17 protein-coding genes and 1 pseudogene are annotated in these 23,100 nt (G+C 68.1%); 10 read left to right on the top strand and 8 right to left on the bottom strand.

Going from position 1 to position 23,100, the window contains the following annotated elements; translation table 11 throughout:
* Positions 1-166: pseudogene (locus AC1DZV_RS18455) on the bottom strand (lipoyl synthase); the annotation flags it as partial.
* Positions 163-831 carry a lipoyl(octanoyl) transferase LipB gene (lipB, locus tag AC1DZV_RS18450; protein ID WP_476950167.1) on the bottom strand — a complete coding sequence of 223 codons (669 nt, stop codon included), beginning with the start codon at positions 829-831 and terminating at the stop codon, positions 163-165. The pseudogene AC1DZV_RS18455 and the gene lipB, both read right to left, overlap by 4 nt.
* A 107-nt stretch (positions 832-938) precedes the next feature.
* On the opposite strand from lipB, the gene AC1DZV_RS18445 reads away from it, so the two are divergent.
* From AC1DZV_RS18445 to AC1DZV_RS18425, 5 genes are all read left to right on the top strand, one after another.
* Positions 939-2,564 (top strand): serine/threonine-protein kinase, encoded by a 1,626-nt coding sequence (locus AC1DZV_RS18445; protein WP_476950168.1) that lies wholly within the window; start codon positions 939-941, stop codon positions 2,562-2,564.
* 77 nt (positions 2,565-2,641) lie between these two features.
* Positions 2,642-3,928, top strand: coding sequence for an APC family permease (locus AC1DZV_RS18440; protein ID WP_476950169.1), 1,287 nt, complete (start codon positions 2,642-2,644; stop codon positions 3,926-3,928).
* Between the two features lie 188 nt (positions 3,929-4,116).
* The gene (gene gadC / locus AC1DZV_RS18435; RefSeq protein WP_476954315.1) at positions 4,117-5,568 is read left to right on the top strand and encodes a glutamate/gamma-aminobutyrate antiporter GadC; all 1,452 of its coding nucleotides are present in this window, start codon (positions 4,117-4,119) and stop codon (positions 5,566-5,568) included.
* Positions 5,565-6,011 (top strand): hypothetical protein, encoded by a 447-nt coding sequence (locus AC1DZV_RS18430; protein ID WP_476950170.1) that lies wholly within the window; start codon positions 5,565-5,567, stop codon positions 6,009-6,011. Before gadC ends, AC1DZV_RS18430 begins: the two co-directional genes overlap by 4 nt.
* A 3-nt stretch (positions 6,012-6,014) precedes the next feature.
* Positions 6,015-7,361 carry a M20/M25/M40 family metallo-hydrolase gene (locus AC1DZV_RS18425; protein WP_476954314.1) on the top strand — a complete coding sequence of 449 codons (1,347 nt, stop codon included), beginning with the start codon at positions 6,015-6,017 and terminating at the stop codon, positions 7,359-7,361.
* A 9-nt stretch (positions 7,362-7,370) separates the two neighbouring features.
* Here the strand turns inward: AC1DZV_RS18425 and AC1DZV_RS18420 are convergent, their stop codons facing one another.
* The gene (locus AC1DZV_RS18420) at positions 7,371-8,264 is read right to left on the bottom strand and encodes a TIGR01777 family oxidoreductase (RefSeq protein WP_476850445.1); all 894 of its coding nucleotides are present in this window, start codon (positions 8,262-8,264) and stop codon (positions 7,371-7,373) included.
* Positions 8,265-8,338: 74 nt separating this feature from the next.
* Here AC1DZV_RS18420 and AC1DZV_RS18415 point away from each other — a divergent pair, with 74 nt between their 5' ends.
* A complete protein-coding gene (locus AC1DZV_RS18415) occupies positions 8,339-11,929 on the top strand; it encodes a S41 family peptidase (protein WP_476950172.1) in 3,591 nt (1,196 codons plus the stop codon).
* Between the two features lie 107 nt (positions 11,930-12,036).
* On the opposite strand, the gene AC1DZV_RS18410 is transcribed toward AC1DZV_RS18415, so the two are convergent.
* On the bottom strand, positions 12,037-12,465 hold the full coding sequence (locus tag AC1DZV_RS18410; protein ID WP_026266249.1) for an OsmC family protein: 429 nt from the start codon (positions 12,463-12,465) through the stop codon (positions 12,037-12,039).
* A gap of 134 nt (positions 12,466-12,599) precedes the next feature.
* Here AC1DZV_RS18410 and AC1DZV_RS18405 point away from each other — a divergent pair, with 134 nt between their 5' ends.
* The gene (locus AC1DZV_RS18405; protein ID WP_476950173.1) at positions 12,600-12,983 is read left to right on the top strand and encodes a VOC family protein; all 384 of its coding nucleotides are present in this window, start codon (positions 12,600-12,602) and stop codon (positions 12,981-12,983) included.
* Between the two features lie 83 nt (positions 12,984-13,066).
* Here AC1DZV_RS18405 and AC1DZV_RS18400 read toward each other — a convergent pair whose 3' ends face one another.
* From AC1DZV_RS18400 to AC1DZV_RS18385, 4 genes are all read right to left on the bottom strand, one after another.
* Complete coding sequence (locus AC1DZV_RS18400; RefSeq protein WP_028276422.1) at positions 13,067-13,417, bottom strand: hypothetical protein; 351 nt, start codon at positions 13,415-13,417, stop codon at positions 13,067-13,069.
* 150 nt (positions 13,418-13,567) lie between these two features.
* On the bottom strand, positions 13,568-15,286 hold the full coding sequence (gene sucB, locus AC1DZV_RS18395; RefSeq protein ID WP_476954313.1) for a 2-oxoglutarate dehydrogenase, E2 component, dihydrolipoamide succinyltransferase: 1,719 nt from the start codon (positions 15,284-15,286) through the stop codon (positions 13,568-13,570).
* Positions 15,287-15,307: 21 nt separating this feature from the next.
* Positions 15,308-16,693, bottom strand: coding sequence for a dihydrolipoyl dehydrogenase (gene lpdA, locus AC1DZV_RS18390; protein WP_018772391.1), 1,386 nt, complete (start codon positions 16,691-16,693; stop codon positions 15,308-15,310).
* Positions 16,694-16,835: 142 nt separating this feature from the next.
* Positions 16,836-18,362, bottom strand: a complete 1,527-nt coding sequence (locus AC1DZV_RS18385; protein ID WP_476950175.1) for a leucyl aminopeptidase — start codon at positions 18,360-18,362, stop codon at positions 16,836-16,838.
* A 375-nt stretch (positions 18,363-18,737) separates the two neighbouring features.
* Between AC1DZV_RS18385 and AC1DZV_RS18380 the strand changes: the two genes are divergently transcribed.
* The 3 genes from AC1DZV_RS18380 (at position 18,738) to AC1DZV_RS18370 (ending at position 22,837) form a co-directional block, all read left to right on the top strand.
* On the top strand, positions 18,738-19,676 hold the full coding sequence (locus tag AC1DZV_RS18380; RefSeq protein WP_079553781.1) for a proteasome assembly chaperone family protein: 939 nt from the start codon (positions 18,738-18,740) through the stop codon (positions 19,674-19,676).
* Positions 19,677-19,710: 34 nt separating this feature from the next.
* Entirely contained in the window at positions 19,711-21,042 is a 1,332-nt protein-coding gene (locus AC1DZV_RS18375) for an MFS transporter (RefSeq protein ID WP_243179410.1), read from the top strand.
* Between the two features lie 184 nt (positions 21,043-21,226).
* Positions 21,227-22,837, top strand: a complete 1,611-nt coding sequence (locus AC1DZV_RS18370) for a DUF4192 family protein (protein WP_476954312.1) — start codon at positions 21,227-21,229, stop codon at positions 22,835-22,837.
* The last annotated feature ends 263 nt before the right edge of the window (positions 22,838-23,100 follow it).

Raw genomic sequence — 23,100 nt, 5'->3', positions numbered from 1 at the left:
CACACACCGTGTGGAGGCCCTCCTTCTTGACGAGGTTTTTGAGCTGGACGAACTCCGGGCCCATCTGGACCTTGGCCTTGATCCATTCCGGCTTCCGTTCCACCGGTGTGGCCGCGTTTCGCTGCTCAATGCGCAGCATCTTCCGGCCTTCTGGTGCCAGTGTCACAGTAGAGCTCCTTCTGGGGTTGCAACTAGGGCTTGTTCATTCTCGCGCAGTTCTTCGGTGATCCGCGACACGAGGTCCGCCGGGGTGACGTCCCTGCCAAGTTCCTGGGCGATGGTGGTGACTCCGGCGTCGCTGATCCCGCAGGCAATGATCTGGCCGTAGGGGGCGAGATCGTTGTTGCAGTTGATCGCGAAGCCGTGCATGGTGACGCCTTCGTTGACGCGGATGCCGATGGCCGCGATCTTGCGGTCCGGGCCCTTCTCGTCCTGCTCGATCCAGACGCCGGCGCGGCCCTTGATCCGGACGGCGTCGATGCCGTAGTCCGCCAGGACGGCAATGATCACGGCTTCGAGGCGCTCCACGTAGTCGCGGATGCCTGCCTTGTTCTTGAGCTTGATGATGGGGTAGCCCACCAGCTGGCCGGGGCCGTGCCATGTGAGCTTGCCGCCGCGGTCCACTGCGACCACGGGAGTTCCGTCAAAGGGCCGTTCGTGGTCTTCGGTGCGCTTGCCGGCGGTGTAGACCGCGGAGTGTTCGAGCAGCAGTACAGTGCTGGGCGCGGTGCCCGCGAGGACTTTTTCATGCAATTCGCGCTGGATGTCCCAGCCGCGCGTGTAATCGATGAAGTCCGGGGCGAGACCCAGCTGTTTGAACTCAAGAGTCATGGCATCAAGCTTAGACCCCGCCGCACCCACCGCCCGTTTGTGTGCTTAAGCTCTCATGCCTGTGGATAACTTCTGCACGATTCCGCGCAATCGACTATTCCTTGGGTATGGAAGATCTCCCGCCGGCCGCCGGTGCGGCCCCCCAGGTTCCCGGTTACGACGTCGGACGGCTGCTGGGGCGCGGCGGCAGCGCCACGGTCTGGCTGGTGGCCGAACAGTCAACGGGCCGCGAGTTCGCGCTGAAATGCTTCGATGCCGACCGCGCTGCACCGGAAGAGTCCGAGGCCGAGGACGTCATGCGGCGCGAAGTCCGGATCCTCTCCGCCCTGTCACACAGCCACCTGCTTCGCGTGCACGCCGTCGTGCGCCTGCCGGTTCACGACTCTGGCGGCAGCGGCCTCGGGCTTGCGCTGGACTACGCGCCCGGCGGCTCGCTGGCGGCGCTCGTGGGAAGCCGGGGACGTCTGGGGCCCGGCGAGACGGTGACGGTCCTGACTCCCATCGCGCAGGCCCTGGCATACCTTCACGGACAAGGATTCACCCATGGTGATGTGGCCCCCGGCAACGTGCTCTTCACTGCCGACGGCAAACCGCTGCTGGCCGATCTCGGCGTCGCGCGCATGGTGGCCGACGCCGCTCCGGTCGCGGAAGAGGGCACGGCAGGATTCCAGGATCCCGCCCCCGCGGACGCTGTGCGGGCCGGACTGCAGCCCGAACGCGACATTTACTCCCTGGCGGCCCTGGGCTGGTATTGCCTCACCGGACGGGCCCCCGAGCCCGGGGCGCATCGCCCACCGCTGAGCCTTCTGGTGCCGGGGGTGCCGGCAACGTTGGTGGCCGCCCTCGAAGCGGGACTGAGCGGGGAGCGGCGGGAGCGTCCGCCGGCGGCGGAGTTTGCCGCTATGGTCTACCGCAGCGCCCGGGCGGAGCCCGTCGATCTGTCGGTCTCCGTGCACCCCACAGTCATCCCCCAACTGCTCACACGCAAGGCCGTGCAGTCCGGCCCGGGCCGGCGCCCAGGCACCATCCGGAAAGCCGGACTCCACCGCGGGTTCCGAAGGACTCCCGCGCGGCGGGCGCTGCTGCCCGCTCTCGCAGCTGCAGTCCTGCTGGCCGGCACCTGGCTGCTGGCCGGTGGCGGGACGGCCCTCGACGCCATCGCCGGGATGTTTCCAGGGATCGTGTCCGGCCACGATGCGCCGGTGCAGGCAGGAAGTCCCGTGGGCCACGAGGGACCTGCGGCGCCGTCGGAGGGGCCGGTTGGCGAGCCGCCGCCCCCCACCGCCGCCGGCGGGGCCGCCGCCATCCTTCCCGATCTTGAGGCACTCCTGGCCTCCGCCGACCCGGTGGAGGCGGTCCGCGGCCTGGCCCGGCTCCGTTCACTGGCACTGAGCTCTGGCGACTTCAGACTGCTCGAGGCCGTCAACGCCCCGGACTCAGCGGCCGCCGCCTCGGACGGCCGCATCAAAGCGCAGCTCAGCGCCTCCGGCCACGTCCTGGCCGGATTCTCGACCGCCCTGACCCGGATCGAGACCACCGCGGAGAGCAGCCCCGCCCGGGCCGTGGTGGCCATCACCACTGAACCTTCCGCTTACCGGGAAATCGATGGGAACGGCGCCACGGTGGCCGAAGTACCCGCCGCCTCCGCGCAGCAGCTTCACCTGGTCCTGGTGCCCGTCGACGGGCGCTGGCGGATCCAGGACGTTCTGTCCCCGGGGCCCGAAGCGGGCTAGGGTTCCACGCTTCAGGGCGCGGTGGTACCCTCCCTGCGACGGCTGCTTGCAAGTGCCTGACGCCGGAGAGGGACGCCATGTCGACCACGGTTCCGAAGAAGCAGATGACCGTCATTCAAGCAGCGTTCATCGGGGTGGGTTCCATGGTGGGCGCGGGAATCTTCGCGCTGCTGGGCGCAGCTGGCGCTGTCGCCGGCTCGGCTGTGTGGGTGTCCTTTCTGGTGGCGGGCGCCATCGCCGGCCTACAGGGGTACTCGTTCGCGAAGCTCGGCGCGACGTACCCATCGGGCGGGGGCATGCTGGCCTACCTGGCCCGGGGGTTCGGGGAGGGGCACGCTACGGGCATCGTTTCGTGGCTGTTCTACGTGACCGGCGCGATCGTGGGGGCAATGGTGGCGTCGTCCTTCGGTGGTTATGCCAGTGCAGTCCTGACCGGTCGCGACCCAGGCTGGGCCAAAGTGTTCGCGGTCGCACTCATCCTGGTCATGACCGTCCTGAACGCGGTCGGTTCCGCGGCGGTCGCAAGAGTCCAGTCCGTGATCGTGAAGATGGTGCTGGCCATCCTGTCCTTGTTCGCGATTGTCACGATCGCGAACTGGAACCCAGCGCTCCTGGACCCGGCCGGCTACCCCGGCGTCCGCGAGGTCATCGCGAGCGTGGCGCTGACGTTCTTCGCCTTCCTGGGGTTCGGTGTCATCACCTTTACCGCAAAGGATCTGCCTGACCCGTCACGTCAACTGCCCCGCGCCATGTATCTGGCACTGGCGATCGCCACGACGGTGTACGTCGCGGTTTCCCTGGGCGTCTTCGGAACCTTGACCGCCGATGAGGTGGTCGCCTACGGCGCCACAGCGCTGGCCGAGGCCGCCAAGCCCACGCTGGGCCAGTTCGGTTATGTGCTGATGGTGATCACCGCACTGCTCTCCACGTCCGGGGCGGTGAACGCCAGCCTCTACCCCTCTGTGGGGATGACCCGGCATCTCGCCTCGGTGGGACAGTTTCCCCCGGTCTTCGGCCGCTCCGTGGGCCGCAGGCAGGTGCCGGTTGGGCTGCTGGTCATGGCCGGCCTCGCGGCGCTGATGGTGGTGACGTTCAACCTGAACAGCATCGCGTCGCTTGGAAGCGCGGTCGCGTTGCTCATTTTCTCCGCGGTCACGATGGCCCACTTCAAGGTGTACAGGGAGACCGGGGCCAAGTTTTTGGTGCTTATCATCGCCCTGATTGCGACCCTGGGAACGTTCGTCGTGTTCTGCACCACCACGCTCGTCAATGAACCCGCCACCGCCGCCGCGCTGGTGGTCATCCTTGCACTGGTCCTGATCACCGATTTGCTGTGGAAGCGCGCCCGAAACCGCGCAAATTAGCACCCCGGCGACCTGACGTATAGGGGAGTTGGGGACTGTTCCCTGCTAATTCCTAGGTCCATGCTGTAGGCACCGAGCACTTTGTGTGATAGAGGGGGGGCAGTGGGCATGTTCAAGCCGACGACTACTCGCCCCAGGCGGTTTAGCTCCGCCTGGCCCGTGGCGCAGACCACGGGGCACTTGAGGGTGTGGCTCACGTGAGCGAACAGGCAGTGACCCGGCCGAAGGCGCCACCGGCCGTGTGGATCTCCTGGGTAGCCCTGGCACTCATGACTACCAGTTCAGTGGCCAGTCTCCGTGCGGCACCGACCATGGCCGTCTACGGCCTCGCCTCAGTCTTCCTCTACCTCGTTCCCGCGATCGTCTTCCTCCTGCCGACTTCCCTCGTGTCCGCTGAACTGGCGTCAGGATGGAAGGGCGGCATCTACAACTGGGTAGCGTCCGGAATCTCCAAACCGATGGGCTTCCTGGCGGTGTGGTGCCAGTTCGCCATGACGATTTTCTACTATCCAACCCTGCTGGGCTTCGTCGCGAGCACACTGGCCTACGTCTTCAACCCGGCGCTGGCCAGCAGCGGCGTGTGGACGGCCTTGGTGATCGTGGTGTTCTACTGGTCCGGCGTGTATGTCTCATCCCGCGGCACGAAGGGTGTGGCAGGCCTGGCCAGCGGCGGCCTGATCATCGGCACCCTGATCCCGGGCGCACTGCTCGTCATCCTGGGTGTCGTCTTCCTCGGCCAGGGAAATCCGTCCGCCGCTCCTATGACCGCGGCCAACTTCTTCCCCGAGTGGGCCGGGCTGGCCAGCCTGGTGCTGATCGTGAATAACTTCCTGTCCTACAGCGGCATGGAGATGAACGCTGTGCACGTGTCCTCGCTGAAGGACCCGGGTAAGGAGTATCCGAAGTCGATGTTCCTGGCCATGGGACTGGTACTGCTGATCTTCATCCTGCCGGCGCTGGCGATCAGTTGGATCGTTCCGGCCGATGAACTCTCCCTCACAGCCGGTGTCATGCAGGCCTTTGACGCGGTGCTGGCCTCCTTCAACCTCCAGGCGCTGACACCGATCCTCGGGATCATGCTGGTCGCTGCCTCCCTCGGCGGCATGCTGACGTGGCTGGCCGGACCGTCCAAAGGCCTGCTGCTGATCTCACGGGAGGAAGGCTACCTCCCGCCGTTCCTGCAAAAACTGAACAAGAACGGCATCCAACAGAACCTCCTGGTCGTCCAGGGGCTCGTCACCACCGTGATCGCGCTCGGGTACGCGCTCATCCCGGATGTCTCCAGCGCATACTGGATTTTCTCGGTGATCACCACGCAGGTCTATCTGATCATGTACCTGCTGATGTTCGTGGCCGCGGTCCGGCTCCGCCGCAACGACCCGGAACACGCGCGTGGCTTCCGGGCGCCGATGCTGGTGACGCTTTGCGGCGTCGGATTCGCGGCCTCCCTGGCCGCTCTCCTTGTCGGGTTCGTCCCGCCGTCGCAGTTCGGCAACGGCGATCCGCTCGTCTATTTCCTGATCGTCGGCGGCGGCGCACTCGGGCTCGGCCTGCTCGTGCCGTTCCTCTTCTACAGGTTCCGCAAGCCCTCCTGGAAGCTGCCCGACCAACAAGCGCAGACGGAGGCACCTAAGTCATGAGCACGCATCAGGAGTCCTCCACCAAGCGCAGCCGCTCGGTCGTTTACATCGTTGCCATGATCCTGCTCGTAGTGTTCGCCGTCGTCGCACTGCTGAATTTCAGGTCGGCGAGGGAGACACAACAATCCCTGGCGAAGGCCGACCAGCTGATAGCGACGATCGAGGGGGCCGGCGGGACGGCGCCCTCACGCGAGCAGATAGCCCGGGTGCTGGGCGACGACGGCGGCGCCGTCTGCGCGAACCCGAACGACGCGCTGAGCCGGGCCACCTTCTTGAGCCAGCTGGCGAACGGGGCAACCGGGCCGGGCTACAGGCCGGTGATCGCGAACGCCCGGATCGCCGTCGGCGAGCTCGCGATTATTAAGGTCTATTGCCCGGACCAGCTCGCCGAGTTCCAGGAGTTCATCGACGACCTCAAGACGTCCAACACCGGTGGTGCGTGAGCCGTGGACCTGCGCGCCCGCATCACCGGTCTGATGGGTCCGGCACGGGAGGAGCTCGCCGAGTTCGTGGCCATCCGGTCGGTGGCGGATGCGCGGCAGTTTCCCGTCGAGGAGTGTGCCAAGGCTGCCCAGTGGGTGCTGGACAAGTTCGCTGGACTCGGATTTTCGGATGTGCACCTCGAACGGACCCCGGACGGCTCCGACGCGGTGGTGGGCTCCAGGCCCGGACCCGATCCGGACGCGCCCACCGTGCTCCTCTACGCGCACTACGACGTCCAGCCACCCCTCGATGACTCGGCATGGCGGACCCCGCCCTTCGAGCTCACTGAAGTGGACGGCCGCTGGTACGGCCGGGGCGCCGCCGATTGCAAGGGCAACATCCTCGCCCACCTGCTCGCACTGAGGGCGCTCGGCAACGACGTACCGGTTAACCTGAAGGTGGTGGTCGAGGGGTCGGAGGAACAGGGCACTGGCGGGCTCGAGGCGTTCGTCGCCAGCCACCCGGACCTGCTCCGTGCCGACACCATCCTGGTCTGCGACACCGGCAACGCTTCCGTGGGCCACCCGGCCGCGACCGTGACCCTGCGCGGGATGGTCAATGTCGTGGTGACGGTGGAGGCGATGGCGTCAGAGCTTCACTCCGGCATGTTTGGCGGGGCGGCCCCCGACGCGCTCGCCGCACTGATCGCCATGCTGGCATCACTGCGGGACCGGCAAGGCAACACGACGGTCACGGGATTGGACAACGACCAGACCTGGACCGGTGCCCCCTATCCGCCAGAGCAGTTCCGCACCGACGCCGGCGTCCTGGAGGGAGTGTCCTTGCTGGGGGACGGCACCGTGTCCGACATGCTCTGGGCGCGGCCCGCGGTCACCGTGCTCGGCATCGACTGCCCGGCGGTGACCGGCTCGACGGCGGCGATCGTGCCGCGGGCCGCGGCACGCCTGAACCTGCGCGTCCCGCCGGGCATGGCGGCCGCCGACGCCCACACGGCGTTGGTCAGCCACCTCAAGGCGGCCGCGCCCTGGGATGTCCACGTCGCGGTGGACCTCGAGGCCATCGGATCGCCATTCCAGGCGGCAGTCGGCGGCCCGGCCTTTGAAGCCATGAGCGCCGCGATGTCCCAGGCTTACGGCACGCCCATGACAACCCTGGGGCAAGGGGGATCGATCCCGCTCTGCAACGTCTTCGCGGACACCTACCCGGACGCGGAGATCATCCTGCTCGGCGTCGAGGAGCCACTCGCCCTGATCCATGCACCGAACGAGAGCGTCGATCCGGGCGAGATCAGGGCCCTGGCAGAGTCCCTGGCCCTCTTCCTCCAGAGGTACGCGACGCTGCACGGATAGTAGCGGCAGCTAGCCGCGCCCTGCCACCCAGGCGGCGGCCCCGGCGAGGGACGGGTGCTTCCAGGCGAAGCTGTTCTCCGCCAGGACGGCCGGCTCCAGCCGCTGGCTCGCGAGCAGCAGTTCTTCGGCGAGATCGCCCATCACCAGCCGCAGCACCGGGGCGGGTACCCGCAGCGCCGCCGGCCGGTGCAGCGCCCTGGCCAGTTGCGTGATCAGGGAATTCACATCTGCGGCTTCGGGGGCGCAGACGTTGACCGGCCCGGACACGGGCGCCGAGAGAAGGAAGGAAAAGGCGGCGGCCACATCCGGCAGAGTGATCCACGGCCAGAACTGCCGGCCATCGCCGAGCGGGCCGCCGACGCCCAGGCGCAGCAGCGGCAACAGCCGGCCCAGTGCGCCGCCGGAACGGCTCAGGACGACGCCGGTGCGGGGCGTGACCACCCGGACTCCGGCAGGCGCCTCATGCGCCGCTGCCTCCCAGTCGACGCAGATGCGGGACAGGGTGCCGGTGCCGGCCGGCGCGTTCTCGCGCAGCACCGCCGTACCGGCGTTGCCGTAGTAACCGGAGGCCGACTGGCTCAGGAACACGGCGGGCGGCGCGTCGGTGCGCGCCATGGCGGCCGCGAGGGTCCGGGTAGCCCCCAGCCGGGAGGCGCGGAGCTCGTTGACCCGCGCCTTGGTCCAGGGCCGGTCGCCGATCCCGGCGCCGGAGAGGTTGACCACCGCGTCCGCGCCCTTCAGCGCAGTGTCGTCGATCCGGCCGGCAGCCGGGTCCCACTGGAACTCGGCTGGGGACGCAGGGGCACGCCTGACCAGGGCGACGACGTCGTGCCCCTCGCTGCGCAGTGCACCCGAAAGGGCAGTTCCGATCAGCCCGGAGGCCCCGGCAATAAGGATTCGCATGATCCATCTCACCATGCCCGGCACGGCCGCGAAACCTCCCGGGCCGTAAGGACCGTTGTGGCTATGATCGAACGATGACCCCCTCGAGTTACTTCCGTTTCCCGCATCTGCACGGCGATCTGGTCACCTTTGTGGCCGAGGACGACGTCTGGATTGCACCCGTGGGCGGGGGCCGCGCCTGGCGCGTATCCTCCCTGCAACTGCCGGCCCGCAACCCCCGCTTCACCCCCGACGGCAAGCGTCTGGTCTGGACCGTCGTCCAAGGGACTGCCCCGGAAGTCGTCACGGCCAACGTCGACGGCGGCGGCTACAGCCAGTTGAGCTACTTCGGCCACCCTTCCACCCGGGTCAAGGGCTTCACCCCCGACGGCGACGTCCTGGTCACCAGCGCGTTCCGCCAGTCCGACAGCCGTCACACCCACGCCTACAGCCTCCCCGTGACCGGCGGCTGGGCGCAGGAACTCCCGTTCGGCCCGGTCGAGTCCGTGGCCTATGGCCCCGTCGTCGGCGACGAACGCCCTGTGGTGCTCGCCAGCGTCCTCTCGCGTGAGCCGGCCTGGTGGAAGCGCTACCGCGGCGGCGCCGCCGGCAAGCTGTGGATCGACGCGGACGGAAACGGCGAATTCGTCCGGCTCGCTGCCGCGCTGGACGGAAACCTCACCGACCCCCTGTGGGTCAAGGGACGGATCGCGTTCCTGTCCGACCACGAGGGCTACGGAAACCTCTATTCCGTCCTGCCCAACGGCAGCGACCTGCGGCGCCACACGGACCACGAGGACTTCTATGTCCGCCACGCCGCCACCGACGGCGAACGCGTGATCTTCGAATCGGCCGGTGAGCTCTGGCTGCTGCCCAGCCTCGACGCCGAGGCCGTCAAGCTCGACATTGTGCTCGGTTCCGCCTCGCAGGCGCGCCGGCCTGCCCCGCTGAAGCCCTCGAAGCACCTTGGCGACGTCGTACCGGACCGCACGGGCGCGTCCAGCGCCGTCGAATCCCACGGAACCGTCCACTGGTTGCGGCACAAGGACGGCCCTTCCCGCGTCCTCGAGGCCACCCCGGGCGTCCGGGCACGGCTGCCGCGGCCCTTCGGCGAGGGCCGGATCGCCTATGTCGCCGACCACGACGGCGTCGAGGCCCTGTACCTGAAAGCCATTGCGGCGCCCCTGGCCGGAGCGGCCGCGGCAGCATCGAAGGCCCCGCAGCCGGCCGTGCAGTCCGCTGCCGAGGCAACGGCCCGGCCCGCTGCTTCCGCCGAGGACGCCGGCATGCAGTTGCCCAAGCCGGTGTCCGCAGCCGCCCTGACCGGCGCAGGATCAATCCCCGCCGCTGCAAACGGTTCCGTGTCCGGCCCGGTCACAGCAGTCCCGGCCCCGGCTGCAGCAGACGCAGCCGGCTCCATCTCCGGCTCCGGGCCCGACCGGGCCGGTGCGGGCGCCGTGGAGGCCGCGCCCGCCTCCGATGAACTGACGCGGATCGACTTCCCCAAGCCCAGCCGGGCCAGCGCCATCGAAGCCAGCCCGGACGGGCGCTGGCTCGCGGTCGGCACGGCGTTCGGTGATATCTACCTTGCCGACACCCGCACGGGCACGATATCCCAGCTGAGCAGCATCGGCGAGGGCAGCATTGATGGATTCACATGGTCCCCGGACTCCGCGTGGCTCGGCTGGTCCGAGCCGGTCACGTCCTTCGGGTCCCGCAGCCGGCTCCGGATCACCCGGATCGACGACGGCACTGGAGCTGCGATCATTGACGTCACCGACGGCCGGTTCCGCGACGAGTCGCCGTCGTTCACCCCGGATGGCAAATACCTCGCCTTCCTCTCCAACCGCAGTTTCGACCCGGTCTACGACGGGCACTCCTTCGATCTGTCCTTCCCGAGCCCGATCAAGCCGTACCTCGTCGCCCTCGCCGCCGACACCCCGTCGCCCTTCGGCCCGAGCGTCGACCTCCACTTCGACGCCGACGCCGAGGCAGGTGCCGCCGGAACAGCGGCTGCTGCGTCCGGGCCGCAACCGGCGGCCAAACCCGTGCCGTCCGTGCGGGTCGACGCCGAGGGCCTGGCCCACCGCGTCATCGGGGTCCCGGTGCCGCAAGGCAACTACGCCGGACTCACCGCCGTCGCCGGCGCCCTGCTCTGGCTGGACAGCGAGCTCGCCGGCACCACCGGTGAGGGCCGGGCCAGCCTCGAGGACAAGGGCGCGGCGCCGAGCCTGGTCCGCTACGACCTGGCCAAGCGCCGTACCGCCACGATCGTTGAGGCCCTGGACAGCTACCGGCTCTCCGGCGACGGCGAAAAGATCGTGTTCATCCAGGACAAGCAGATCCGCGTGGCGCCGGCCGCCGCCAAGGCCGATGAGGACTCCGGCCAGCTGGTCAAGGTGGACCTTGGCCGCATCCGGGTGCAGCTGGACCCACTCAGCGTGTGGGGCCAGGCCTTTGACGAGGCATGGCGGCTCCAGCGCGACTTCTTCTGGACCGAGGACATGGCCGGCCAGGACTGGGAGTCCGTCCACGCCCGCTACCGCCCGGTGGTGGAACGCCTCGGCTCCCATGACGACCTGGTGGACCTGCTGTGGGAGCTGCACGGCGAGCTCGGCACCTCCCACGCCTACGTCCGGCCCATGGCCGCTGTCGAGAACGGCAGCAGCCCTCAGGGCCGCCTCGGCGGGGACCTGAGGTTCACCGGCGAGGGGTGGGAAATCACCCGCATCCTGGCGGGGGAGTCCTCGGACCCGCTGGCCACTTCGCCGCTGACCCGTCCCGGCGCCGACGCGAAGCCGGGCGATATCCTGCTGGCGATCGACGGCGTCGAACTGACCCAAACGCGGACCCCGGCAATGCAGCTTGTCGGCGCGGCCGGCCGCGCCGTGGAACTTACGCTGCGCAATGGCGCCGGCCATGGGGCGGCCGCGGGCGCCCAGCGCCGCGTGGCCGTGGTCCCGGTCAAGGACGAGGAGCGCCTGCGCTACCAGGAATGGGTCTCCGGCAACCGGCGAACTGTCCGGGAAGCCTCGAACGGGACGTTCGGCTACCTGCACATCCCGGACATGATGGCCAACGGCTGGGCACAGCTGCACCGCGATCTCGACACCGAAACGGCCTTGGACGGACTGATCGTCGATGTCCGGCGCAACCGCGGCGGCCACACCTCCCAGCTCGTGGCCGAGCTCATCGGGCGCAAGGTCACCGGCTGGAGCATGCCGCGCGGGGAAAAGCCGCGGACGTACCCGCACCACGCTCCCCGCGGACCGGTCATCATTCTCACCGATGAGTTCGCCGGCTCCGATGGCGACATCATCACGCAGGTCTCCAAGCTGCGGGGGATCGGGCCCGTCATTGGCACCCGCACCTGGGGCGGCGTCGTCGGGATCGACAACCGCTTCGCGCTGGCCGACGGCACCGGCGTCACCCAGCCGCGCTACGCCACCTGGTTCGCCGGTGGTGTTGGCTGGGGCGTGGAAAACTTCGGCGTCACCCCTGACATCGAGGTGACCTTCCCGCCGCACGCCTACGCCGCCGGAACCGACCCGCAACTGGAGTACGGAATCGGGGCGCTGAAGGAAATGATCCAGGAACTGCCCACGGACCGTCCGCCGCTGCGCGAGGGTTACCGCCGGGTCCGGCCCGCACCGCTGCCTGCGCGCCAGCAGGCCGGCCAGGCCTAGGCGCTCCCGGGCGCGGCCCGCACAGACGGTCCGCGCAGGACAGACGGCAAGGCCCCCGCCACCCTGGATATCCCGGGCGGCGGGGGCCTCGTGGTACTGCAGCCGGGCTAGGAGGCCAGGGTGGCGTCCAGGGTGATTTCGATGCCGGTCAGGGCAGCGGAGACGGGGCAGCCGGTCTTGGCTTCCTCGGCCAGCCGCTGGAAATCGTCGGCGGAAATGCCCGGGACGCGCGCGGCCAGGGTGAGGTGGCTGCCGGTGATCCCGGTACCCGGCTGGAACGTCACGTCGGCCTTGGTGTTGATCTCCTCGGCCGTGTGGCCGGCCTGGGCCAGGGCGTTGCTGAACGCCATCGAGAAACACGCGGAGTGCGCTGCCGCAATGAGCTCCTCGGGGCTGGTCTTGCCCTCGGCGGCCTCGGCGCGCGCCTTCCAGGTGACGTCGAAGTTGCCCAGCCCGGAGCTGTCCAGGGTGGTGTTGCCGGCGCCTGTCATCAGGTCGCCATTCCATACAGTGTGTGCGGTGCGTGTTGTAGCCATGTCCACTCCTCGACGTCGTTGTGAATCAGGGGTCCGGCTGGTGCCGGAGCCTGCCGTGATCAATCCTAGGGATTCTGTGCGGCCGCCGCACGGGGGTTCCGCTGTCAGAGGATTGTGACCCGTACAGTGTCGTCATGGAACTTACCGAAGATGCGCAGGTGCCAGGGGCGCCCGTGGCGCGTATTGCCACGATCATGGTCAACGCCGTCGATGCCGCGCGCCTGGCGCAGTTCTGGGCCGACTTGTTGGGTACGGGCGTCTCCTCGCGCTTCGAGCAGTTCGTCTGGCTGGAGCCCGCCGGCCCAGGGGCCCCGCAGCTGGCCTTCCAGCAGGTCCAGGACCCCACGGAGGGCAGGCGGCGCCTGCACCTGGACATCCATGGGCCCGACCCTGCGGCGTTGCGCGCCCGCGCCGAGTCCCTCGGTGCCGGGTTCGTGGAGGGCAATGGTATCGGCGACTTCCACTGGGATGTGATGCAGGATCCCGAGGGCAACGAATTCTGCATCGCCGGCGACTGACGGCTTAACGGTGGCAGTTAAACAACGACGGCGCCGCMCCCCCGSGGGGGAGCGGCGCCGTCATGGCAGGTGCAGTCAGCCGGTTACTGCCACAGGGTCGCGATCGCAACGTTGAGCAGTGCCAGGCCGCCAACGCTGTTCGCGAGGCCCTTGCTGATCGGCTCGCCCTTCTTGTACTTGCGGCGGCCAATGAAGGCCAGGACGCCGACGATCAGGGCGATGACAAGCTTGACGCCGAGCTTGGCGTAGTTGGCGTTCATGTCCAGGACCGGGATCAGCCCCATCATGATGATGCCCGTAATCAGCTGCAGCATCGCGCCGTCGAACTGGCGCGGGTGGACGGTGGGCTTCTTCATCTGGCCGATCCAGATACCGACAATCATGGCGGCGCCGATGATGTGCAGGAAGACCATGACGTTATAGACGATGTTCATGGCATCAGTGTAGCCAGAGTCTTCTACGCACCGTAGTAGGACCCGCCGCGGCCCCGGGGAGGAACAGCAAAAACGGCGACGGCGGCACGGGCGCCCGGTGGTTTCCCACCGGAGCCCGTACCGCCGTCGCCGTCAGTGTGCTTCTAGACCCTAGAGTCCGAGGTCGGCCTCGAAGGCGCCTTCCTCAAGGCGTGCCTTCAGCGTCTGCAGGAAGCGTCCTGCGTCGGCGCCGTCGACCAGGCGGTGATCGTACGTCAGGGAGAGGTACATCATCGAACGGATGGCCAGCGAGTCATCGCCGTTCTCGTCGGCGACCACTACGGCCCGCTTGACGATCGCGCCGGTGCCGAGGATGGCAACCTGCGGCTGGTTGATGATCGGGGTGTCGAACAGGGCGCCCACCGAACCGATGTTGGTGATGCTGAAGGTGCCGCCGGAGAGCTCGTCCGGGCCGATCTTGCCGCTGCGGGTGCGGTCGGCGACGTCGGCAATCTTGCCGGCCAGGCCGGCAAGGTTCAGGTTGCCGGCGTCCGAGATGACCGGAACCAGCAGGCCCTTGTCGGTGTCCACCGCAATCGCCAGGTGCTCGGCGTTGTGGTAGGTGATCTCCTGCTTGTCCTCGTCGTAGGAGGCGTTGACCTTCGGGTGCTGCTTCAGGGCCTCGGCAACAGCCTTGGCGATGAAGGGCAGGAAGGTCAGCTTGGAGCCGTTCTGGGCCTGGAAGGAGTTCTTGGCCTTGGCGCGCAGCTTGGCAACCTTGGTCATGTCGACCTCGTGGACCTGGGTCAGCTGGGTGGAGATGTCCAGCGACTCGCGCATGCGGCGGGCAATGACCTGGCGGATGCGCGGGGCCTTCTGCACGGTGCCGCGCAGCGAGGAGGCTGCACCTGCGGGTGGTGCGGCTGCCGGCGCAGATGCGGCGGGGGCTGCGGCCGGTGCTGCCTTTGCCTCGGCAGCTGCCAGCACATCCTGCTTGCGGATGCGGCCGCCGACGCCGGTGCCGGTGAGGGCCGCGATGTCGACGCCCTGCTGGTTGGCCAGCTTGCGGACCAGGGGAGTGACGTAGCCGGACTCTGCCGGTGCGGCAGCTGCTGCCGCAGGCGCGGGAGCTGCCGGGGCGGCGGGCGCAGACGGAGCAGCCGCTGCGGGAGCTTCCTGCTTGGGAGCCTCCGGTGCTGCTGCCGGTGCGGGGGCGGCCGGCGCTTCCTGCTTGGGGGCTGCCGGTGCTGCTTCCTGCTTGGGGGCCGCGGCGGGGGCCGGTGCGGCCGGTGCCGCGGCGCCGGAGCCGATGACGGCCAGGACGGATCCGACCTCGGCCGTCTCGTCCTCGTTGACGCGGATTTCCAGGAGGGTTCCGGCAACCGGGGACGGGATTTCGGTGTCGACCTTGTCGGTGGAAACCTCGAGCAGCGGCTCGTCGACCTCTACAGTGTCGCCGATGCTCTTCAGCCAGCGGGTCACAGTGCCTTCGGTGACGCTTTCACCCAGGGCAGGCAGCGTGACATCGTGTCCTTCACCTGCCGGAGCAGATTCCGGAGCGGCGGCAGGGGCCTCGGCGGCCGGAGCCTCCGCGGGAGCCTCTTCTGCGGCCGGCGCCGCTGCGGCGGGAGCCGGTGCCTCTTCGGCGGCCGCGGCCGGAGCCTCTGCCGCGGCCGGGGCGGCGTCGCCGGAGCCGATGCGGACCAGCGGGGCGCCAACTTCAGCGGTCTCGTCCTCGGCGACGAGGATTTCCTCGATCACGCCGGCGATCGGAGAGGGGATCTCGGTGTCTACTTTGTCGGTGGAGACTTCGAGCAGCGGCTCGTCCACCTCTACCCGGTCACCGACCCCCCGGCTTTGCGGGCCGGGTGCACCAAGCTCTGAGTTCATGCGGTGGTGCGGGCGGAGCTGCTAGCCGTGGAGCGGCTTGCCCGCCAGCGCCAGATGCGCCTCGCCCAGGGATTCGTTCTGGGTGGGGTGGGCGTGGACCAGCTGGGCCACGTCCTCCGGGTAGGCTTCCCAGTTCACAATCAGCTGTGCTTCACCGATCTGCTCGCCCATGCGGGCGCCGATCATGTGGACGCCGACGACGGGGCCGTCCTTCTGGCGGACCAGCTTGACCAGGCCGGACGTGCCCAGGATGGAGCTCTTCCCGTTGCCGGCCAGGTTGTATTCCTGGGTCTGGATCTGGTCCTCGCCGAACTTCTCCTTGGCGGCCTTCTCGCTGTAGCCGACGGTGGCGATCTCGGGTTCGGAGTAGGTGACCTTGGGGATGTTGACGTCCTCGACGATGACCGGCTTCAGGCCGGCGATCTCTTCGGCGACGAAGATGCCCTGCTGGTAGCCGCGGTGCGCGAGCTGCACGCCGGGGACGATGTCGCCGACGGCGAAGATGTTGCCGACGCCGGTGTGCAGGCGCTCGTTGGTGATGACGAAGCCGCGGTCGATCGTGATCCCGGCCTCTTCGTAGCCGAGGTTCGCCGTGACGGGGCCGCGGCCGACGGCGACGAGCAGGAGGTCGGCCTCGAAGGTCTTGCCGTCCACGAGGGTTACCTTGACGCCGTCGTCGTTCTGCTCGACGCCCTGGAAGAAGACACCGGTGGAGAACTTGATGCCGCGCTTCTTGAAGGCGCGCTCAAAGGCCTTGACGATCGTGGCGTCCTCGTTCGGAACCAGCGACGGGAGGCCTTCGACGATCGTGACGTCGACGCCGAACGACTTCCAGACCGAAGCGAACTCGACGCCGATCACGCCGCCGCCCAGGATGATCGCGCTCTTGGGGATGTAATCCATGGTCAGGGCTTCGTCGGAGGTGATGACCTTGCCGCCGATTTCCAGGCCCGGCAGGGTGCGGGAGTACGAGCCGGTCGCGAGGACAATGTTCTTGCCCTTGTACGCGGTGCCATTCACGACGACGGTGTCGGTGCCCTGAAGCTTGCCCTCACCCTCAATGACGGTGATGCCCTTCTTGCCCTTGATCAGACCCTGCAGGCCCTTGAACTTGCCGGCAATGATGCCGTCCTTGTAAGCGTTGACAGCCGTGATGTCGATGCTGTCAAGGGTCACGTTGACGCCGTACTTGGCCGAGTCGCGGGCGTGGTCCGCCAGCTCTGCCGAGTGCAGCAGGGCCTTGGTGGGGATACAGCCGTTGTGCAGGCAGGTGCCGCCGAGCTTGCCCTTTTCGATGAGGCCGACGGTGAGGCCAAGCTGGACAGCACGCAGTGCGGTGGCGTAGCCGCCGCTGCCGCCGCCGAGTACCAGGATGTCGAATTCTTGCGCAGTTGCCTGATCGGCCACTAAAACGCTCCCTCGCGTGAACGATGACACGAGAGTACGCATCATCTGGTCTTGGAACCTGTCTGCTGTGATTGTGCCAGCCGGCCGGTTCCCTTTCATTTGCGGGAAGGCATCGCCGCCCCGGCCACAAAGCCGCGATGCGCTAGACGGTCTTGGCGAGGATGTCCTCGACGTAGGCCACCAGGGTGCGGACGGTGCAGCCCGTGCCCTGTTTGTGGTTGTAGCCGTAGGGGCTGCCGTTATTGAACGACGGGCCGGCGATGTCGATGTGCGCCCACGGGATCTGTTCCCCGCCCTTGCCCTTGCCCACGAACTCGCGCAGGAAGACGGCCGCCGTCATCATGCCGCCGTGGCGTTCGCCAATGTTGGCGATGTCGGCGACCTGGGAGTCGAGGCTGGCCCGGAGTTCTTCCGGCAGCGGCATGGGCCAGACGAGCTCGCCGGCCCGGTCCGCGGCGGTCTTGATGGCGCCGGTGAGGGAGTCGGAACCCATTACGCCGGCGGTGCGGTCGCCAAGGGCAATGAGCTGGGCGCCGGTGAGGGTTGCGACGTCGATGATGGCGTCCGGGAATTCCTGGCTGGCGGCGACGATGCCATCGGCCATGACCAGGCGCCCCTCGGCGTCGGTGTTGAGGACCTCAACGGTCTTGCCGCCGAACATCGTCAGAACGTCCGCCGGGCGCTGTGCAGCGCCGGAGGGCATGTTCTCGGCGATGCAGAGCCACGCAGTCGCTTTGACGGGCAGCCCGAGGCCCGCGAGGGCCAGGACGGTGTTGAGGACGACGGCGGCACCCGCCATGTCGGACTTCATGTCGCCCATGCCCAGGGCCGGCTTGATGGAGATGCCGCCCGTGTCAAAGGTGATGCCCTTGCCCACGAGGGCGATCTTGGCCGTGGGCTTCGCCGGGGCGTATTCGACCTTTACGAGGCGCGGCTGCCGGGTGGAGCCCTTGCCGACGCCGAGGATGCCGCCGAAGCCCTCCTTCTCAAGACGCTTCTCGTCCCAGACGGTCACCTTCACCGGCAGGCCCTTGGAAAGTTCCTTGGCGGCGTCGGCGAAGGACTCGGGGTAGAGGTGGCTCGGCGGCTGGTTGACCAGCGTGCGGGTCGCGTTCACGGCAGTGCCGATCAGGGATGCCCGGTTCAGGACCGGCGCCAGCGCCTTGTCCGTGGCGAAGTCGGTGCGGATGATGACGTTCTTCACCGGGTCCTTGAGCCCGTCCTTGGAGGACCGGAACTCCGTGTAGGAGTAGGCGCCCATCGCGGCGCCCTCGGCGACCGCCGCGACCTCGGCCAGGGTGGTCGTGGGCAGGGCAAGGGTGACGGTGGCGACGCCGGCCAGCTGGCGGACGGCCGAGCCGGCGGCGCGGCGCAGTGCCTCCTCGGAGAGCGGCTGCGTGGCCGAAAGCTTGCCGACGCCGGCGAGCAGCAGGATGGTCGCTCCCGCCTCGGGCAGGCCGGGCAGCCGGTGAGCCTGGTCCGCCGCGCCGGTGATGCCAAGAACGCTCAGTGATTCCGCCAGGGCCTCCGCGGCCTTGGCCGTCAGTGGATTGTCGAGCAGAACGGGGCCGTCAGGACCCTGTCCGACGCCGATGACGAGGGCATCGCTGGGGGACTTCTTCAAATCCCCTGCGACTGCACTAAGTTTGACTTCACTATTCTTGACCACGAGGACAGTCCTCAATTCTCTGTGATGGTTCTCGGTGATATTCGGCAGGAACTGCATGTTTGGCGCCCTGCCACGGATCCCGGGGCGCCGTCGGTTTGGGACGCAACCCGGTGTCTGCAAAACAGGCCCTAGGGCCATCACCGATCGTAGTCTCTCGACCGTGCGGAAATTCAATCGAATGAGAGCTGGAGCACACCCCGGGCAGGAATTAGCCCGGGTGCCGGGGCGTTGTATTGGTAGAGACGCTGCGGAGCGGTGAGTGCTCCATGGGACTGGCCGGCAGGATCCGCCTGGCTGGCCGTTCCGCCAGGCACCGCCCGAATGGCGGACTGCGCCCCGCTTCTCCCACCGCCGCCATCGTGAAAGGAACACGCCGTGATTGAACGGATTTCCGGCTCTTTGCTGGATCCCCAGTCGCTCTATATCCGTGATGACGCGCTGTTCTCCAGCACCGAACTGCGCGGACTCAACCTCGTCATGGGGTTCACCGGCTTCGCCGACGCGGGCCACGTGGTCCGGCAGATCACCGCTGAACTGCTGGACACGCTCGATGCCGAGATGATCGCCGAGTTCGACGCCGACCAGCTGATCGACTACCGGTCCCGGCGCCCGCAGGTCAGCTTCGTCGAGGACCACCTGCAGGACTACCAGGCACCGAGCCTGGCGCTCTACCGGCTGGTCGACGGACTGGGCAGCCCGTTCCTGCTCCTTGCCGGGTTCGAGCCGGACCTGCAATGGGAGCGCTTCGCTCGCGCCGTCGTCGGCCTCGTCGAGGAGCTCGACGTCAACCTCGTCACCTGGATCCATTCGATCCCGATGCCCGTTCCCCACACCCGGCCGGTCGGTGTGACCGTGCACGGCAACCGGCCGGAGCTGATCGAGGGAATCTCTGTCTGGAAGCCCACAGTGGAGGTGCCGGCCGCGGTGGGCCACATCCTGGAGCTGCGGCTGACGGAGGCCGGCCGGAACATCGCCGGCTATGTGATCCATGTGCCGCACTACCTGGCCGAAGCCGAGTACCCAACGGCCGCCGTCGCCGGGCTCGAGTACCTGGGCGCGGCAACGTCGCTCATGCTGCCGACCGACCGTCTGCGCGAGGCGGGACGCGAGGTGGGCCGGCAGATTGCCGAGCAGATCGAGGCATCCGAGGAGGTCCAGCAGGTGGTCTCACGGCTGGAGACCCGATACGACGAAAAGGCCGAGGGGACGGTCCGGAGGTCCCTGCTGGCAGACGAGAACGACCAGCTCCCCAACGCCGACGCTCTTGGTGCCGCCGTCGAGGCGTACCTGGCCCGTAAAGAACCCGGCGAATAAATACTATTTATCTTGAGCCGGGCATAATGGGGGAGTGACCTCCCCCCGCGCCTGGCTGATTTGGATCGTCGGGATCTTCGCCTATCTCGTGGCCGTCAGCCAACGGACCTCCTTCGGGGTGGTCGGCCTGGAGGCAACGGAACGCTTCCACGCCAGTGCCGCGGAGATCTCCTTCTTCACCGTGCTGCAGCTGCTGGTATATGCGGCGCTGCAGATTCCCGTGGGCATTCTGGTGGACCGGTTCGGCTCCCGCGCTATGCTGGCGGGCGGTGGTGTCCTGATGGGACTCGGCCAGCTTCAGCTGGCTTTTGCCGACAACATTCCCGGCGGAGTCCTGGGACGTGTCCTGGTGGGCGCCGGTGACGCCATGACGTTTATTTCCGTCATCCGGCTCATCCCGCTCTGGTTCGCCCCGGGGCGCGTCCCGCTCCTGACGCAGTTGACCGGCATGTCCGGCCAGCTCGGCCAGCTCTTCAGCGTGGTGCCGTTCGCCATGATCCTGCACTCCGCGGGGTGGACGCCGGCCTTCCTGACGCTCGCCGCGATGTCCGGCCTCGCCGTCGTGCTGGTGCTGATCCTGCTCCAGGATCTTCCGCCCGGGCACTCCGCACCGGCACAGTCCCAGGGGCTGCGTGCCACCGGCATTTCGCTGGGACACGCCTGGCGGCAACCCGGAACCCGGCTCGGGCTGTGGAGCCACTTCACCGTCCAGTTCAGCGGCACCGTTTTTGCCATGACGTGGGGCTACCCTTTCCTGATTTCCGCCGAGGGGCTGGACCGCGGCACGGTCTCGGCCCTCATGGCGCTGTACGTCGCCGGCGCCATCGCCGCCGGACCCCTGATGGGCCGATTCGTTGCCCGGCATCCGCTGCGGCGCTCCACTATGGTGCTGCTCATTTCCGGATGCACCGCTGCCGCCTGGGCGGCGGTTCTGTTGGTGCCGGGACGCGCGCCGCTCTGGCTCCTGGCTGCGCTGGTGGTGACACTCGCCGTCGGCGGCCCCGGTTCCATGATCGGCTTCGATTTCGCCCGGACCTTCAACCCGGCCCACCGGCTCGGCACCGCCACGGGGATCGTCAACGTGGGTGGCTTCATCGCAGCGCTCGTGTCCATTTACCTGATCGGGCTGGTGCTCGACGTCCTGCATGCCTCCGGGTTCTCGCAAGGGGAGCTCTACGGCCTGGATCCGTTCCGCGTGGCCCTGAGCGTGCAGTTCCTGCTGCTGGCCGGGGGAGCAGGAGCCATCATGGTGACCCGGCGGAAGGTCCGGCGCCAGATGGCGGCCCAGGGAGTCATGGTTCCACCCCTGCTCAAGTCCCTGGCCGAGCAGCGCAGGCTGGTCGCGGAGCGCCGCCGCACGCCCTGAACCAGCTGTTTGGGCGGTATGGGCTGGTCTGCCGGCGATTGTCATCAGGCGTTCGTGCCTTGTGCGTCCAGTCACTGTTGCTTATCCACGGACGGCTATCCACGGACGGCTATCCACCCTCGTTTATCCACATAGCGCAACCCGGTACTGTCACCCGGGACGCGGCCGCCGCGAAGCTGGGCTTATGACAGCTCCCGATCACCTGAGAATCACCGGCCCCGAAGACATCCTGGGCTTCATCCCGCACTCCCTCGGCTACTGGCCGGAAGACAGCCTCGTGGCCATGACCTTGCAGGGCAAACGCCTCGGAGCCACCTTGCGGGTCGACCTCCCCGTGCCCGGAGGCGGCTCAGGCCGGAGGGACATGCTGGCCGGCTTCGCCCGAAATGTCGTGGCCTATCTGCAGGCGGACGACGCCGCGGACGGTTCGCTGTTGGCCTTCTTCACTGACGCCGACGCCGACGCCGATTCGAAGAGTCCCGGCGGTGGCCATGCGTGGGCGCCCCTGCTCGAAGAACTCGAGCTTGCCCTTGAGGCAGCCGGATTGCCGTTGAGGGATGCCTGGATTATCGGTACTGAGTTCTGGCGCAACGCACACTGCAGCGATCCGGAATGCTGTGGGATGCCGGGTCGGCCGGTCGAGCAGATCAGGAACAGCAGGCTCAACGCCGAGATGGTATACCGCGGCAGCAGCGTCGGCGCGGTCCCCGGCGCCCAGGGGACCAGCCCGGCGCCGCTGCCGGTGGACCCCGCGGTGAGCCTTGCCGAGTGCGGCTGGGCGGAACAATTCTCCCCGCGACGGCGGGACCGGGCCCAATTCGACCAGGTCCTCGATGTCTGGATGATGGCCATGCAGGCCGCCGTTGGCCAGGAGCACCTTCCTGTCCCCACCCCGGGTGACGCGGCTAGGGGTGCCGTCCCCGGCGCCGGAACCACCGACTCCGGGACCACCAACTCCGGGAACGACGCCGGGACCACCGGCTCCGGGACGCCCGGTGCCGTCCCCGGCGCCGGAACCACCGACTCCGGGACCACCAACTCCGGGAACGACGCCGGGACCACCGGCTCCGGGACGCCCGACGCCGGCACCGACGCCGGGACCACCGGCTCCGGGACGCCCGATCCCTGGACCATTGGCCGGCCGCTTCAGCTCTCACCGGAACTCGCCGGCTACCTGCGGGCCAGCCTGTGCATTCCGTCATGGCGGGATGCGGTCCTGGTGATGGCGGCCGCCGGACGGTCCGCGGCCGAACGTGGCGCCGAGGACTTCGGTATCTTCGACCCAGACCCCGGGTCCGCCGCTTTCCCCGATGACACGCCCGCCTCACGGCTCCGACCGACGCCCAGCCCCCTGCCGGGGTTAATGTCCGGCCGCACTTCACGGTCCAGGTCCGCTCCGCGGATGCCCCTGCCGGTGGCACCCGGCAGCGGCCGGTCCGCCGCCGGAGCCGTGCCTGATGCGGGGGCTGTTCCCGGTTACGGGGAAGTCCTGCTCGGACTGGCGCCGTCGGCCCCGGACTGGACCCTGATGGTCGGGCTCGAGCGGGTCCTGGAACGGCTCGGCAGTCTTGGTGACGGGGAGGCAACAGCAGCCGCCGTGACGGCGCGGGGCTGGATCGAATGGTGCCGTGGCCGCGGCTCCTACGCCGACGCGCTCTACTGCCAGGCCTTGCAGGGCCACCCGGGATACAGGCTCGCGGAACTGCTGGCAGAGCTTGGCCGGCGCGGCACCCTTTGCGGCTGGGCTGCAAGGCGGGAGGCTGCCTGGCAGAAGTTTGCCCCGTACGCGGCATGAGGTCCTGACGCGGCGGGCGAAGGCGCCGCGATATCGTCGACCCGGCGTCGCGAAAGGCACCTGGCCTGAAAACCGTGAGACAATGGTTGCCGAGACCCGGTTGGGTCCGTGTATCAAGTGCCCTAAATGATCCTTGGAAACAGGGAACATTAAGGCCGCGCCAGCAGTTCTACTAAGTGGCTCTGCTGGTCGTGGTTGCACCTGATGTTGAACACGGACTTGACAGGGTCATAGTGGTGTTGCCCGTATGGTGATTCCGCAGA

Source organism: Arthrobacter sp. P1_D12 (assembly GCF_056406175.1).
Note: the sequence above shows the minus strand (reverse complement) of the source record. Positions and strands in the feature narration are given on the sequence as shown.